General features: G+C 59.1%; 16 protein-coding genes. 11 read left to right on the top strand and 5 right to left on the bottom strand.

The genetic code is table 11. The annotated features are described in order from the left end of the window. Positions 1–21: 21 nt before the first annotated feature. Positions 22–705 (bottom strand): GntR family transcriptional regulator, encoded by a 684-nt coding sequence (locus ACR0CG_RS02390; RefSeq protein ID WP_170807263.1) that lies wholly within the window; start codon positions 703–705, stop codon positions 22–24. Between the two features lie 139 nt (positions 706–844). On the opposite strand from ACR0CG_RS02390, the gene ACR0CG_RS02385 reads away from it, so the two are divergent. The 5 genes from ACR0CG_RS02385 (at position 845) to ACR0CG_RS02365 (ending at position 6,131) form a co-directional block, all read left to right on the top strand. Continuing rightward, positions 845–1,930: a polyamine ABC transporter substrate-binding protein gene (locus ACR0CG_RS02385; RefSeq protein WP_480522708.1), complete on the top strand. Its 1,086-nt coding sequence runs from the start codon at positions 845–847 to the stop codon at positions 1,928–1,930. Positions 1,931–2,000: 70 nt separating this feature from the next. Next, positions 2,001–3,128, top strand: a complete 1,128-nt coding sequence (locus tag ACR0CG_RS02380; protein WP_480522707.1) for an ABC transporter ATP-binding protein — start codon at positions 2,001–2,003, stop codon at positions 3,126–3,128. Continuing rightward, on the top strand, positions 3,128–4,018 hold the full coding sequence (locus ACR0CG_RS02375) for an ABC transporter permease subunit (protein WP_480522706.1): 891 nt from the start codon (positions 3,128–3,130) through the stop codon (positions 4,016–4,018). Before ACR0CG_RS02380 ends, ACR0CG_RS02375 begins: the two co-directional genes overlap by 1 nt. After that, complete coding sequence (locus tag ACR0CG_RS02370; RefSeq protein ID WP_170614186.1) at positions 4,015–4,833, top strand: ABC transporter permease; 819 nt, start codon at positions 4,015–4,017, stop codon at positions 4,831–4,833. The genes ACR0CG_RS02375 and ACR0CG_RS02370 overlap by 4 nt, the downstream gene beginning before the upstream one ends. After that, positions 4,830–6,131, top strand: coding sequence for an NAD(P)/FAD-dependent oxidoreductase (locus tag ACR0CG_RS02365; RefSeq protein ID WP_480522705.1), 1,302 nt, complete (start codon positions 4,830–4,832; stop codon positions 6,129–6,131). The genes ACR0CG_RS02370 and ACR0CG_RS02365 overlap by 4 nt, the downstream gene beginning before the upstream one ends. Before the next feature lie 7 nt (positions 6,132–6,138). Here the strand turns inward: ACR0CG_RS02365 and ACR0CG_RS02360 are convergent, their stop codons facing one another. The 3 genes from ACR0CG_RS02360 to ACR0CG_RS02350 are packed head-to-tail and all read right to left on the bottom strand — an operon-like array spanning position 6,139 to position 8,953. Continuing rightward, entirely contained in the window at positions 6,139–7,089 is a 951-nt protein-coding gene (locus tag ACR0CG_RS02360) for a phosphotransferase family protein (RefSeq protein ID WP_480522704.1), read from the bottom strand. Then, complete coding sequence (locus tag ACR0CG_RS02355; RefSeq protein ID WP_480522703.1) at positions 7,061–7,726, bottom strand: flagellar hook capping FlgD N-terminal domain-containing protein; 666 nt, start codon at positions 7,724–7,726, stop codon at positions 7,061–7,063. Before ACR0CG_RS02355 ends, ACR0CG_RS02360 begins: the two co-directional genes overlap by 29 nt. A 3-nt stretch (positions 7,727–7,729) precedes the next feature. Next, on the bottom strand, positions 7,730–8,953 hold the full coding sequence (locus ACR0CG_RS02350; protein ID WP_480522702.1) for a flagellar hook-length control protein FliK: 1,224 nt from the start codon (positions 8,951–8,953) through the stop codon (positions 7,730–7,732). A 112-nt stretch (positions 8,954–9,065) separates the two neighbouring features. Between ACR0CG_RS02350 and ACR0CG_RS02345 the strand changes: the two genes are divergently transcribed. The 6 genes from ACR0CG_RS02345 (at position 9,066) to ACR0CG_RS02320 (ending at position 12,759) form a co-directional block, all read left to right on the top strand. After that, positions 9,066–9,353, top strand: coding sequence for a rod-binding protein (locus tag ACR0CG_RS02345; protein WP_480522701.1), 288 nt, complete (start codon positions 9,066–9,068; stop codon positions 9,351–9,353). Further along, positions 9,331–9,690 (top strand): flagellar biosynthesis protein FlgN, encoded by a 360-nt coding sequence (locus tag ACR0CG_RS02340; RefSeq protein ID WP_480522700.1) that lies wholly within the window; start codon positions 9,331–9,333, stop codon positions 9,688–9,690. Before ACR0CG_RS02345 ends, ACR0CG_RS02340 begins: the two co-directional genes overlap by 23 nt. 210 nt (positions 9,691–9,900) lie before the next feature. Continuing rightward, positions 9,901–11,112, top strand: a complete 1,212-nt coding sequence (locus ACR0CG_RS02335) for a flagellin N-terminal helical domain-containing protein (RefSeq protein ID WP_480522699.1) — start codon at positions 9,901–9,903, stop codon at positions 11,110–11,112. Positions 11,113–11,189: 77 nt separating this feature from the next. Further along, the gene (gene flaF, locus ACR0CG_RS02330; RefSeq protein WP_480522698.1) at positions 11,190–11,567 is read left to right on the top strand and encodes a flagellar biosynthesis regulator FlaF; all 378 of its coding nucleotides are present in this window, start codon (positions 11,190–11,192) and stop codon (positions 11,565–11,567) included. Continuing rightward, positions 11,564–11,962, top strand: a complete 399-nt coding sequence (flbT, locus tag ACR0CG_RS02325; RefSeq protein WP_480522697.1) for a flagellar biosynthesis repressor FlbT — start codon at positions 11,564–11,566, stop codon at positions 11,960–11,962. The genes flaF and flbT overlap by 4 nt, the downstream gene beginning before the upstream one ends. Then, positions 11,962–12,759, top strand: coding sequence for a DUF1217 domain-containing protein (locus ACR0CG_RS02320; RefSeq protein WP_480522696.1), 798 nt, complete (start codon positions 11,962–11,964; stop codon positions 12,757–12,759). Before flbT ends, ACR0CG_RS02320 begins: the two co-directional genes overlap by 1 nt. A 123-nt stretch (positions 12,760–12,882) precedes the next feature. On the opposite strand, the gene ACR0CG_RS02315 is transcribed toward ACR0CG_RS02320, so the two are convergent. After that, positions 12,883–13,890: a helix-turn-helix domain-containing protein gene (locus ACR0CG_RS02315; RefSeq protein WP_480522695.1), complete on the bottom strand. Its 1,008-nt coding sequence runs from the start codon at positions 13,888–13,890 to the stop codon at positions 12,883–12,885. Between the last annotated feature and the right edge of the window lie 2 nt (positions 13,891–13,892).

Below are 13,892 nucleotides of genomic sequence, written 5' to 3'. Positions count from 1 at the left end.
TGTCAATCGAATCACTTCACATTATGCGTCAGTCAGCGTGTCAGCCATCAGTGCCATGCCTTGCTCGATGTCCTGCGCGGCCGCCTTTCCGGCACTTTCCGCATCCCCACGGCGAAGCGCGCCAATAATGTCTTTGTGCCGGTCGGGCAGGCTCTGTGTGCCGAACCGACCGCAGACAACCCGCAGGGACGGACCGAATCGCAACCACAGACGCTCGGCCAGATCGCTGAGAATCGGGGCGTCTGCATGGGAATAAAGCGTCTCGTGAAATTCATGGTTCAGACGCAGGTAACCACTTACGTCACCATCCGCGATGGTGCGGTCCAGTCGCTGGTCGATCTCCTCCAGTCGATCAATCTCCACAGGTTCTATACGCGCGGCAGCACGGCGGGAAAGCTCTGATTCTATTGATATTCTGGCAAATATCACCTGCTCGACATCCTCGTTCGACAAGAGAGGCACACTGACACGGCGGTTGCCCTGAAACACCAGCGCGCCGTCTGAGATCAGCCGGCGGATTGCCTCGCGCACCGGGGTCATGCCGACACCGAGAGATTCGGTCAGACCCTGGATCGTCACGGGTTGACCGGGGACCAGCTCACCGAACAGGATCTGCGACTTCAGCCTGTGATAGACCTGCGCATGTGCCGGGCTTTTTTCATTGTCCGCCGAAGTTCCAGATGGTTTATTTTTGATCAAATCCAATTGCTTCACCCTGTTTGTCTGGACCTGAACCAGCAGCTTTTGGTTCGGGGTGAACCTTAGTCTGTCTTGCAAGAAAATACAAAACTTGATCAAATCTCAAAAAAAGTGAAAATACGCGTGAATAAGCAGGGAGAAGAAAATGAACATCAAAACGCTGACACTGACAGCGGTGGTCGCACTGGGGACTTCGGCAGCATTTGCCGAAGAGGTGCGTGTCTACAACTGGTCAGACTATATCGACGAAGAACTGCTGAATAAGTTCGAGGAAGAAACGGGCCTGACCCTGATCTACGACGTCTTCGACAGCAACGAGGTTCTGGAAACCAAAATGCTGGCGGGCGGCTCGGGCTATGACGTGGTGGTGCCATCCGGCACATTCCTTCAGCGTCAGATCCAGGCCGGTGCGTTCCAGAAGCTGGATACTTCAAAGCTGTCCAACGCGGACAACCTTTGGGATGTCATTCAGAACCGTACCGCAGGGTATGACCCGGACAATGCCTATTCGATCAACTATATGTGGGGCACCACAGGTATCGGCGTGAATGTCGGCAAGGTCAAAGAAGTGCTGGGCGAGGATGTTGCCCTGAACAGTATGGATCTGGTTCTCAAGCCGGAGAACATGGAGAAGCTGGCCTCATGCGGTGTGCACTTCCTGGATGCACCTGCCGAAATCATCCCGATGGCGCTGCAGTATATCGGTGAGGACCCGGACAGCCACGACAAGGATGTAATCGGCAAGACCGAGGAAGTTCTGATGGGTGTACGTCCGTATATTCAGAAATTCCACAGCTCTGAGTACATCAACGCGCTGGCAAACGGTGACATCTGTGTGGCCGTTGGATGGTCCGGCGACATCCTGCAGGCGCGGGATCGCGCGGCCGAGGCCGAAAACGGTGTGGAAATCGAATACCACCCGTTTGCCGAAGGTTCGCTGATGTGGTTCGACCAGATGGCGGTTCCTGCGGATGCTCCGAACCCGGAAGGCGCGCACAAGTTCCTGAACTTCATTCTGGATGCCAACAACATGGCCGCCGCCTCGAACTATGTCTACTACGCCAACGGCAACAAGGCGTCGCAGGAGTTCCTCGAGGAAGACGTGATCGGTGATCCGGCGATCTATCCGGATGAGGCGACCATGCAGAACCTGTACATCACGACACCCTATCCGTCGAAGACCCAGCGGGTTGTGACCCGTCTTTGGACCAAGATCAAATCGGGCACCTGACCGATTTATCGGCGCAGGGCGGCCTTGGCTGCCCTGCGCCTGTTTCCAGTCCGGCAACACGGGGGCCACAGTGACTTCTGACGTCTTTGCGCCATGGGATGACCCACAGGCGAAACCGCTGATCCAGTTTCAGAACGTAACCAAACGTTTTGGGGCCTTTACCGCCATCGACAATCTGTCTCTGGATATCTTCGAGAAGGAGTTCTTTGCTCTGCTCGGGCCGTCCGGATGTGGCAAGACCACCATGATGCGGATGCTGGCGGGGTTCGAAACCCCGACCGAAGGGCACATCATGCTTGGCGGTCAGGACATCGATCCGATCCCGCCCAACAAAAGGGCGGTGAACATGATGTTCCAGTCCTATGCCCTGTTTCCTCACCTGAGCATCTGGGACAACATCGCCTTTGGCCTGCGTCGGGACAATATGCCCATGCGTGATCTAGAAGACCGGGTCGAAGAAATGTTGCGTCTGACCCGGCTGGAGCAGTTTGCCCGCCGCAAGCCGCATCAGATCTCGGGTGGTCAGCGACAGCGGGTCGCGCTTGCACGCTCGCTGGCAAAAGCGCCCAAACTGTTGCTGCTGGACGAGCCGCTGGGCGCGCTGGACAAGAAACTGCGGCAGGACACGCAGTTCGAACTGATGGATATTCAGGAAAAGACGGGCACCACTTTCGTAATCGTGACACACGACCAGGAAGAAGCGATGACCGTCGCCAGCCGCGTCGCCGTCATGGATCAGGGGCAGCTCAAGCAGGTGGCCACCCCAGACCGGATATACGAGACGCCAAACTCGGTCTACGTGGCGGACTTCATCGGGGATGTGAACATCATCGAGGGCCGGGCGACCGCGAATGGCGAAGAGACGTACAAGATCGACTGGGCCGAAGGGCAAGCACCGCTGACGGCACAGTCAAGAAGCGGATTTTCAAATGGTCAGACTTGTCATCTGGCGATCCGCCCCGAAAAAGTGACAATTTCGGCCGAACGCCCCGCCGACGCGATCAACGCGGTGCAGGGCAAGGTGCATGACATTGCCTATCTGGGCAATCTGTCCACCTATCACGTGGAACTGCCGAACGGCACGATCATCAAGGCGCAAACGGCCAATACGCGCCGCATCTCGCGCCGATCCTTCACATGGGAAGACCCGGTCTGGCTGTCCTGGACAGCGACCGCCGCGGTTCTGCTGGATCGCTGATGCGCCGGGCCCTGCTGATCGCACTTCCCTATGTCTGGCTGCTGGCGCTGTTCATGGTGCCATTCTTCATTGTCCTGAAGATTTCGCTGTCGGACACGGCCCTTGCCATCCCGCCCTATACGCCGACGCTGGACCTGTCCGAAGGGTGGGCCGGCATCAAGGCCTTCTTCAGTGAACTGGATCTGGAGAATTTCGTCTGGCTGACCGAGGATGACCTTTACTGGAAGGCTTACCTGTCCAGCGTCAAAATCGCCCTGATCTCGACCATTCTGACGCTGATCGTGGGCTACCCCATTGCCTACGGCATGGCCCGCGCGCCCGAGGAATGGCGCCCGACGCTGATGATGCTGGTGATCCTGCCGTTCTGGACCTCGTTCTTGATCCGGGTCTACGCCTGGATGGGCATCCTGAGCAACGAAGGCTATCTGAACCAGTTTCTGCTGTGGACCGGGATCATTTCGACCCCGCTGACCATCCTGAACACCAACACGGCGGTCTATATCGGCATCGTCTATACATATCTGCCCTTCATGATCCTGCCGGTCTATTCGGCGCTGGAACGGATGGACGGATCGCTGATCGAAGCCGCCGAAGATCTGGGGTGCTCGCGTCTGCAGGCGTTCTGGCTGGTGACAATCCCGCTGTCGCGGCCAGGCATCATCGCCGGATGCTTCCTTGTGATGATCCCTGTGATTGGTGAATTCGTGATCCCGTCGCTTCTGGGCGGCTCCGGGACACTGATGATCGGAAAGGTGTTGTGGGAAGAGTTCTTCTCGAACCGCGACTGGCCTGTGGCAAGCGCCGTGGCGGTGGTTCTGCTGCTGATCCTGATCATTCCGATCGTGCTGTTCCAGCGCAATCAGCAGAAACAGACGGAGGCCGAGAAATGAACAGGCTAAGCTGGTTCAACGCGGTTTCCCTGACACTGGGCTTCGCTTTCCTTTACATCCCGATGATCATTCTGATCATCTTCAGCTTCAACGAAAGCAAACTGGTCACGGTCTGGGCCGGGTTCTCGACCAAATGGTATGGGGAACTGGTCCAGAACGAAGCGTTTCTGGACGCGGCCTGGGTCACGATCCGGGTTGCGGTATTCTCATCAACGCTGGCCACCATTCTGGGCACGGCGGCGGCTTATGTGCTGGTGCGCGGCGGGCGGTTCTTTGGCCGTACGCTGTTTTCCGGCATGATCTACGCGCCGCTGGTCATGCCCGAAGTGATTACCGGCCTGTCCCTGCTGCTGCTGTTCATCGGCATCGGTCTGGACCGGGGCATCCTGACCATCGTTCTGGCCCACACAACCTTTTCGATGTGCTTCGTTTCGGTCGTGGTCTCCTCGCGGCTGGTGACGTTCGATCAGTCTCTGGAAGAAGCGGCGCTTGATCTGGGCTGCTCTCCGGCGCAGGCGTTCCGGCTGGTCACGTTGCCGATCATCGCGCCTGCGGTGATCTCCGGCTGGCTGCTGGCTTTCACCCTGTCACTGGACGATCTGGTGATCGCATCCTTCACCTCGGGGCCGTCGGCCACGACCTTGCCGATCAAGATATTCTCGGCCGTCAGGCTGGGCGTCAGCCCTGAGATCAATGCGCTGTCCACGCTCATGATTGCGGCGGTGACGGTCGGGGTGATCACCGCGTCACTGGTGACAAAGCGGGCCATGGTACGGCAACGTCAGGACGAGACGGCGGCGGCGCGCACTGAATGAAGCGCCTGTTTCCTGATTATACCTACGGCCCCGCCCCCCGGCAGGGGTGCTGGTGGGACGAAACCATCGCAGCACCGGACTGGCCCACGTTTCCTGGCGGGTCGCAGGTTGACGTCGCCATCATCGGGGGCGGCTTCACAGGTGTTTCCGCCGCCTTGCACCTGGCCCGGAAAGGCGTTTCGGTCGCCGTGCTCGAAGCGGCAACGCCCGGTTGGGGCGCCTCGGGGCGCAATGGCGGGTTTTGCTGTCTGGGGGGATCGAAACTGACCCGAAAGGGATTGGCCCGCCGTTTTGGGGAACCCGCAGCCGAGCGTTATGAACAGGCCGAACAGGACGCCGTGGCGCTTGTTGCCGACCTGCTCTCGGCCCACGGCATTGAGGCCGATACCCATTCGGGTGGTGAGACACAGCTTGCCCATTCAAAACGCGCGATGGATGCACTGCGCAAAAAGGCGGACGCGACCGGTGTCTTGCACGAGCGGGAAGAATTGTTGCACTTGGGGTTCGGCGGTCCGTTTTACGGCGGCTACACAACTCCCGTTGGTTTTGCCCTGAATCCCCGGAAATACCTGTTCGGTCTGGCAGCAACCGCCGGATCGTCCGGTGCACAGTTCTTTCAGTCCAGTCCGGTTTCAAGCATAGAAAAGACCCGCAGCGGCTTCGAACTCAAAACACCGAACGGCAACTTGCGTGCGGATAATGTGCTGATCTGCACCAACGGCTATTCCAGTGAAAATATCCCGCCCTGGATGGCGGGCCGGTACATGCCCGCCCAGTCGACGGTTCTGGTCACCCGGCCCATGTCCGAAGCCGAATTGCAGGCGCAGGGCTGGACCACGGATCAGATGTCATATGATAGCCGGAACCTGTTGCACTATTTCCGGCTGATGCCCGACCGGCGGTTTTTGTTCGGAATGCGCGGCGGGTTGCTGTCCTCGGCCCGGGCCGAGGCGGCCATTCGCCGGAAAGTGGAACAGGATTTCCGGCGCATGTTCCCGGGCTGGGCCGGAGTGGATGTAACCCACACATGGTCCGGAATGGTGTGCCTGGCCCGCGATCTGGTTCCATTTGTCGGGGCTGTTCCCGGGCAGACCGGGATGTTCGCCGGCTTTGCCTACCATGGCAACGGGGTCGCCATGGGGACCTATAGCGGCCGCGCCTTGGCCCGGCTTGTCCTGGGACAGCCTGACGATCTTCCACCACCAATGACCCGCGTGCCGCGTCGTTTCCCACTAGGGCCATGGCGGCGTGCCCTGATGCCCCCCGCCTATGCGCTGCTCGCGCTGGACGATCTCTGAGCACGGATCAAAGCGCGGCCAGTTCCAGTTCGAACCCTTTTGCGTAATCCGGTGCGCCATTTTCCTTGCGCCACAGGCAATAGGCCGCCATGCGCCACGTGTACCAGCGGCGCAGGCTCCGGTACCGATCCGTAACCGCTGCGTTTTGGTAGGCTGACAGGAACCGGTCTTCTTCATCCCGCGTCAAAGCTGCTCCGCGATACAGAACCTGCATTGCGGGCGAAAGAAACAGGGCAAGGTCTTCGCACGGATCCCCCAAAGCCGGGCATTGCCAGTCGATCAGGGTCAAGCCCGATGATGCAACAAGGATATTGCCCGGAACCGGGTCCCCGTGGATCAGGCAGCGATGGGGCAAAGCAGCGACTTGCCCGACCGGCCTCAAACCCTCAAGCCGGGACCGGTCTGCGGACGTACAGGCTTCAAGGATTTGCTGGCCATGACGGGCCAGATCGGCGCTGCCGTTGCAACCTTCCGGGGCCTCGACCGCCGGAGGGAGGCAATGCAGCCTGTTCAGCAGCGATGCGACCTCTTCCGGCCCGGATTGCCAGGGCGATCCGGGGGCGTGGTCATAAAAAACCCATCGATCCGTTCCGTACTGCCCCGAACCACGCAGGCGCGGTACGAACCCGGTATGCGCCAGCGCTTGCAGACAACCAGCTTCCAGACCCGCGTCGTTGCGGAACAGAGGGTTTCGTAGTGCCGTGCGATATAGCTTAAGCACCCTGTCGTACTCCTCGCCCAGCACCTTCCACACCTGATTGGTGCGACCACCATAAAGCGTCTCAAACTGTGCATCGGTCGCGATCAGCTTCTGACGGCAGAGGTGATCGACAAGGTCGGTCGGAGGAAGAAGCGGACGGGACAGGGGCTTTACCGGGATTAGTAACGAGTCGGGCTTTGCCAACCTTTGGCCTGTACGGCCCGGCAGATCAAGCGCCGGTTCGGATACCGGTGACATCGCCGGCGGGAACCGCCGCACCGCTTTCCAGAATCAAAAGAACCGTTCCTTCCGCGACCTGAGCCTCGACAACGCACGTATAGGCCGAGGCCAGCTTGTGCGATATCAACTCGCCGCTTTTGTAGCTTTCCAGTGTAGCGGAATAGCTGCCCGACGGCAGAGGATTGCCGGACGGATCCACCCCGGCCCAGTCCAGTTCGGTTTCGGTGACGGGCAGGGTTTTCCGCTCCAGGACAGCGCCTTCGGCATTCTGAATGACCAGCACGGTTTGGTCTGCAGCCGGCTCCGGTTCGACAAACAGGGTGACAGGCTGGCCATCAAACTGAAACGCCGAAGCAGACCGGACGTCCATTCCGATCCAGTTGGCAAGCTGCTCGGGATTGGCTCCTGTCATCGCCATGGCTAGGCTGGTCAGCAAATCATTGGTCTGGACCTGTTGTTCGACCATTGAAAACTGCGCCAACTGGGATGCGTATTCGGACGAATCCAGGGGTTCCAAAGGATCCTGATTGCGGGCCTGTGCTGTCAGCATCAAAAGGAAGGTTTCAAAATCCGAGATCAGGGCAGATGCCCGGGATTGTGCCGCAGTAGGCGGCTGAGTCGTAGACTGCGTGACGGATTGGGCCGGTGTGATCATGCGTCAAAGCCTTATGTCGATGCCCCTTGAAGGGCCTGTTTTTGGAACGGACGGGTCAAGGATCTGGTCGGCCTCGGCCAAACCGGTGTCCGCGCTTGCAGGGCGATGGGCGTCCGACCCGCCGTGTCCTGTATCGGGGGATGTGCCGAACTCGAAGGACAGCCCCCCAAAACCCAGTTTCTGAAATTCGCTTTCCAGAACCGAGATATGCCGGCGCATCAGGTCCAGCGTTTCCGGACGCTCAGCAGCGATGCTCATGTGCAATCCGTCCTCGCGCCCGTTCAACACGATCGAGACCCGCCCCAACTCTTCCGGGTTCAGGGCGACCTCAACGGCTCCGGTGCCGGGCCTTGACGAGATGACGGCAGCCATCTGTCCTGCGATGGCATGTGCGATATCTGCGCGGGGCGTGGGCGGCGGACTGCTCATAAGTGATGCTTCGCGCGACGCGACAGGCGAACGGGTGTCACCCGGTGATTGTGAAATGTCGAGTTCCTGAACCGCTGACTGCTCGGTCTTGAAATCCGATTTGGCTGACGCGAGCAATTGCATCTGAGCAAAGCCCGGTGCAGCTGCCACACCGGTGGTACGGGCGGGTGCGGGCCTGAATTCTGAAGCGACCGAACTATCCCCCTGAGGTATCTCCGCAAGGTTGGCACTGACCCCCTGCTGTTTCGGTTCAGACCCGGTAGTGGCAGTCACCACCACGTGCTTGTCTATCAGGGAAGACATAGCCGCTTGGATCGGCGCAGCTTCAGGGTTTGCGGCCATGGGAGAGTATGACGGTTTGCGCCCGACCTGATCAGCCATTTCCACCCTCTGCACGGGGTGACTCAAAGCCTGAGCGGTTTCCGCCCGAGGTTCAACAGTTGCGCTGAAATATGCCTCCTCGACCGGCGGCACGGATGCCCCCGGCCCGTCATCCGCTCGCCCACCAACTACTGGAGCGTCGGCCGCCAACATATCTGAAGGTACCGGGCGTGCGGACTGTTCGGGCGCCGCAGGCAGTTCGGCCTGCTCCATCGGCAATTGATTTTCGAGCTCTGGCACCGCGTCCGTCACCTCAGGGGCTTCGGGATCAACCCCGGTCTCGGTTGTGTCGATCTCCCCTGCCAGAATGTCCTGGAAGGTCGCCTCCTTTTTGACGTCACCACGCGGGTGCGGGTTCGCGTCCGCTTTGGCGAGCACAGGTTTTGACGAGGCGGACATCAGAATCGGGTTGGGCATTTTGCTCAGGGCTCCGTTTGCGTAGCCGGAAACATGCCTTGCGGAAGTTACGCTTATTTTAACCGCTTTCCCCTTTGATCAGGAAAGTTCGATCCAATTTTCGGAGAAAGCCATGAAGATAGCCGCCCCTTCCGCCTCACCTCAGCCGCCTTCGCCTCTGACCAGGTTGCAGGCCGCCGCGATCGAGCTCGAGGCCACGTTTCTGTCCGAGATGCTGAAATCCGCCGGGTTCGGCGAAACACGCAAGGCCTTTGGTGGCGGAGCGGGGGAAGATCAGTTTTCGACCTTTCTGGTCCAGCATCAGGCGAAGCAACTGGCCCTGTCGGGCGGTGTGGGCCTGTCCGAGATCCTGTTGAAAGCCATGATGGAGAACACCGATGCCGACGGAACGAAACGCTGACCTGCTGAAGTCACTGGAAAGCATCCTGGAGCTTGAGCGCATCGCGCTCACCGAAGGTGATCTGGATCGTGTGGCTTATCTGGAGCCCGAGCAGGAAAAACTGATTAACGCGATCAATGACCTGCAGGTTTTTCGCCGAGATGAACTGATGCGGGTTCAAGGCAACGTTTCGCGGAATCAGGATCTGCTGAAAAGCGCGGCCGAAGGTATCCGCTCGGTGGCTGACCGCATCGCCGAGCTGCGCCGTGTTCAGCAGGAGTTCAGCACCTATGGGGCAGACGGGCAACGCAGCGGCTTTTCCGTTCGGCGCAGTGCAAAGCTGGAAAAACGGGCATAGCCGCAGGTTTGATTCAAATCGGAATTTTAGCGGCATTTCACTTTAGCACTCCGTTAGGGGATCGGCACCAATAGTGAGCCTGCATCTGGAAACAGCAGGTGGCGCGAACGACCAAACGGCGCATCGCATCCGTCAGAAAGACATCAAAGCCCGTCCTATTTGGCGGGACAGCATGGGCCCGAAATGCCCGAACGGAGAAGGATGAATGACATGTCCAGTATTCTGACAAACAACGGCGCAATGGTGGCGCTGCAAACCCTGAAGTCGGTCAACAAGAACCTGGCGCAGATCCAGAACGCGATCTCGACAGGCAAAGACGTTGCGACTGCCAAGGACAACTCTGCCGTCTGGGCAATTTCCAAGGTGATGGAGTCGGACGTCAAGGGGTTCAACGCCATCAAGGACAGCCTCGCACTGGGTGAATCGACGGTCGCCGTGGCGCGCAATGCGTCCGAGACGGTGACGGATCTGCTGACCCAAATGAAGGCCAAGATCGTTGCGGCGCAGGAAGACAACGTTGATCGCAGCAAGATCAATGACGACGTGACCGCATTGAAGGACCAGATCGCGTCCGTGGTCAGCGCGGCCCAGTTCAACGGCCTGAATCTGGTGGACGGCTCTGCCGGGTCGGCGTCAATCCTGGCCTCTCTGGATCGCGACAATACCGGTGCGGTAACGGCGTCGTCCATCACGGTTGCAGGCCAGAACCTTTCGACGGGCGGCTATGTGGCGGCGCAGGTGTTCGATGGCTCGACCGGCGCGTCGACCGGCAACGACCGCGTGGGGGCCACAATTGACAATGGCGCCACGTCCGCCACCGCCTTGGTGACGGATGAATCCAGCGGCGCCTTCGCCGCCGGTGACAAGGTTGTCGTCGCGATTGACGATCAGATTGTATCCTACACGGTGTCGGCAGCGGATGCCGCTGCGACCACTACCGGCGATCTGGTCGCCGTAGGTCTGAAAGCAAAGATTGAGGAATTGGGCATTACCGGCCTGACCGTCGATTACGATTCAGGCACGGCGGGGACACTGTCCGTGACCAATGGCACCGGCGAGGATATCTCGTTCTCGGCCCAGTACGTGAACGCCGGATCCGGCGGCCTGGGCGCGCTGGCGGAGATCGATGTCTCCACCGGAGCAGGAGCGACCGCGGCTCTGGCAGCGGTCGAATCGCTGATCGACACCTCGATTGACGCATCTGCGGCATTTGGCTCATCGCAGGGTCGAATCGAAACCCAAAAAGCGTTCATTTCGAACCTTGCGGACTCGTTCAAATCGGGGATCGGCTCGCTGGTCGACGCCGACATGGAAGAGACCTCGGCGCGCCTGCAGGCGCTACAGGTACAGCAGCAGTTGGCCACCCAGTCGCTTTCGATCGCCAACCAGGCACCGCAGTCGATCCTGTCGCTGTTCCGGTAATATCCAAATCTTGTCGGGGCGGGCGCGATCCGCCCCGGCGATGACAGCCTGAAGACGACCTGCTGGAAGGATTTCATTTGACCCCTCTCACTCTAGCCCAACGCGCTTATGCTCAAACCGCTGCGCCGACACGGACGCCGCGCGACACGGAATACGAGGCGATTTCCAAGATCACTCACAGGCTGAAGGCCGCATCCGCACGCCGAAATGCGGATTATGGCGGGTTTGTTCGTGCGCTGCACGAAAACCGGCGGTTGTGGTCGGTGCTTGCCAGCGGTGTTTCAGATTCCGAAAACGCATTACCCAACGAACTGCGTGCCCGGATATTCTATCTGGCCGAGTTCACGGAACAGCACAGCAGCAAAGTGCTAAGCAGCGACGCAATGGTGGACCCTCTGCTTGAGATCAACATGGCCGTCCTGCGCGGTCTTCGCCAAAACGGAGACCCAAGATGAGCGGGCTGGTTCTGAAGCTTGCCCCAAAGGAACGGGTGCTGATCAACGGGGTGGTGATCGAAAACGGAGACCGGCGCAGCCGGTTCTCGATCATGACGCCGGAGGCAAATGTATTGCGGTTGCGGGACGCCATTCATCCGGACGAGGTCAATACACCTGTCCGACGGGTGTGCTACGCGGCTCAGCTTGTTTTGTCCGGAGAAATGGATCCGGATCAGGCCCGCCAACAATTGCTGCGCCGGGTCGAGGAGTTGAGCCAGGTGTTCACCGACGCCGACAGCCGACGGGTTCTGGCCGAGGCAACGCAGGCCCTTGTCGCCGGACAGCACTATAAATGCCTGAAAGCGCTCAGATCCCTGCTGCCGCGGGAAGCGCGGCTGATGGCGTATCAGTGATGAGCTTTCAGCCGGTCATACCATCGGGCGGACTGGTCGGTTGGCGCTTCCTGCAGCGTACCTATGACGCGCAGTTGCAAAGCTTCGGCACGTCCAACGTCAATGACCGAGAGGCCCGATATTTTCTGGACAACATCGGCAAAGTGAAAGCGGCAGAAGATCTGGTGTCTGACCGCCGCCTGTTACAGGTTGCGCTGGGGGCGTTTGGGCTGGAGAACGACCTGAACAATCGGTTTTTCATTCAGAAGATCCTGTCAGACGGCACCCAGGCCGATGATGCGCTGTCCAATCGCTTGTCCGACAAAAGGTATCGCGCGTTCTCCGAAGCCTTTGGCCTGGGGCCAGGAGAAATCAGAAAAACCGGCCTAATCGCGAACATGGAAGAAATAGCACGCAACAACGTGGTTTCCCGGTTCGAGATTGCGGTGGGCGAAAGCGACGAGACGTTGCGAATCTCGCTTTATGCGCAGCACGCGCTGGCCGATCTGGCGGCAAGCGGCGGGAGCGCGGACACAATGTGGTTTGATCTGATGAGCCTGCCGCCCTTGCGCAAGATGATGGAAACGGCGCTGGGCCTGCCACCAAGTTTCGCACAGCTTGATATCGACAAACAGCTTGAGGTTTTCAAAGACAAGTTGTCCCGCCTGACCGGTTCCGACAATCTGTCTCAGTTCTCAGATTCGGATGTCGTGAGCCTTTTGACCGACAGGTATCTGGCCCGCAGTCAAGTCGCACAGATACAAAGTACAATTTCTCCGGCGCAAACAGCTTTGGTCCTGTTGGGCGGTGGTTTCTGACGGGATTGCGGGCAGGGCGCGATAGCCCAACAATCCCAAGATGCGTTCCCAAAGAGCGCCTTCCGAATTTCTTTCGGCTTTTGTCAGACTTGCCAGCGAAAGGCCAATTCAGAAATTTTCGCTTCAGCCAGATCCAAGCCGGTATTTGGTTGGTGTCGCTCCAGTCTGGCCTCGAAAAAACCGCGTGAAATGGGACTTGTCCGAGTAACCCAGCAAGAGACCAATCTCTGCGATTGTCTTTTTGTCGTCCTTCAGGTGCTCCTTTGCTACATCGATACGCAGCCGTTTGATTTCGCGCGGCAGCGTTGTGCGTTGTTGCTGAAGTGCCTTCAGAAACCGATCCGGCTGTATGCCCAGCAACCCGGCCACCACCTCTGGTCCCAAATCCGTTTCATCCAGTTTGTCGCGCAAGACGGATCGCAAAGCGGCAACCACGGTCACTTCTTCGTCTTGTCGCGCCGAGACTTTAGGGGCGACAGAACCCCCTGAAACATGGTGCAAAAACAACCAATCGACGGGAAAACTCAGCTGCATTCCGGGGTCGGCCCCAAGACCAACCTCGATCCCCTTGTAGGCGATCGGCAAGCCATTGATGTATCGGCTTTCCCATCGCACGACAGTTGGATCCCACGAGTTACCAACAACGGTTTGCAGAAGCCTCACATAGATTGCGGCGCCGAAACCGGTGACTTGGATCGGTGGAACCGCGGGCTCTTGTTGCCGCTCGACCCGATAGGTCGCTTTGTCCGCATCCACGATCAGCCTGTGCCGAACCGAGCTGGATTCCTGCGGCACGAGCCGCACGAAATGGGCGAAAAACTCGAAAAGCGTCTTTGAGGATTGCTGCGCCTGCGCAAAAGGCGGCCAGCCTTGCAGATCGAAGGTTTCGCCAACATGAAGCCCGAGATACCGATCGCCCGCCAATTCCGAAAACGCATTCAGAAGTCCGAAAACCAGCTCGGAATGCACATATACGGATGGATCGGACAACAATTCGGCCTTGAGGCCCACCTGATCCAGGGCCGGCCGCGGGTCGATCCTGCGGTCGGTGAGGTACCGTAGAAACGGCGCGGCCAATGCCAGCCGAATAAAGCCCTCGCTATGGTCCCCGGCGGTAGAATTGACAGGCACGA

The organism is Ruegeria sp. AB8 (assembly GCF_056542605.1).
The sequence above is the reverse complement of the archived record's forward strand: the minus strand, read 5'-3'. Positions and strand labels throughout refer to the sequence as shown.

Excerpts from the sequence above, each read along its gene's own strand:
- ACR0CG_RS02385 (WP_480522708.1), top strand. The coding sequence starts at position 845 with ATGAACATCAAAACGCTGACACTGACAGCGGTGGTCGCACTGGGGACT.
- ACR0CG_RS02375 (WP_480522706.1), top strand. The coding sequence starts at position 3,128 with ATGCGCCGGGCCCTGCTGATCGCACTTCCCTATGTCTGGCTGCTGGCG.
- ACR0CG_RS02370 (WP_170614186.1), top strand. The coding sequence starts at position 4,015 with ATGAACAGGCTAAGCTGGTTCAACGCGGTTTCCCTGACACTGGGCTTC.
- ACR0CG_RS02365 (WP_480522705.1), top strand. The coding sequence starts at position 4,830 with ATGAAGCGCCTGTTTCCTGATTATACCTACGGCCCCGCCCCCCGGCAG.
- ACR0CG_RS02360 (WP_480522704.1), bottom strand. The coding sequence starts at position 7,089 with ATGTCACCGGTATCCGAACCGGCGCTTGATCTGCCGGGCCGTACAGGC.
- ACR0CG_RS02355 (WP_480522703.1), bottom strand. The coding sequence starts at position 7,726 with ATGATCACACCGGCCCAATCCGTCACGCAGTCTACGACTCAGCCGCCT.
- ACR0CG_RS02350 (WP_480522702.1), bottom strand. The coding sequence starts at position 8,953 with ATGCCCAACCCGATTCTGATGTCCGCCTCGTCAAAACCTGTGCTCGCC.
- ACR0CG_RS02345 (WP_480522701.1), top strand. The coding sequence starts at position 9,066 with ATGAAGATAGCCGCCCCTTCCGCCTCACCTCAGCCGCCTTCGCCTCTG.
- ACR0CG_RS02340 (WP_480522700.1), top strand. The coding sequence starts at position 9,331 with ATGCCGACGGAACGAAACGCTGACCTGCTGAAGTCACTGGAAAGCATC.
- ACR0CG_RS02335 (WP_480522699.1), top strand. The coding sequence starts at position 9,901 with ATGTCCAGTATTCTGACAAACAACGGCGCAATGGTGGCGCTGCAAACC.
- flbT (WP_480522697.1), top strand. The coding sequence starts at position 11,564 with ATGAGCGGGCTGGTTCTGAAGCTTGCCCCAAAGGAACGGGTGCTGATC.
- ACR0CG_RS02320 (WP_480522696.1), top strand. The coding sequence starts at position 11,962 with ATGAGCTTTCAGCCGGTCATACCATCGGGCGGACTGGTCGGTTGGCGC.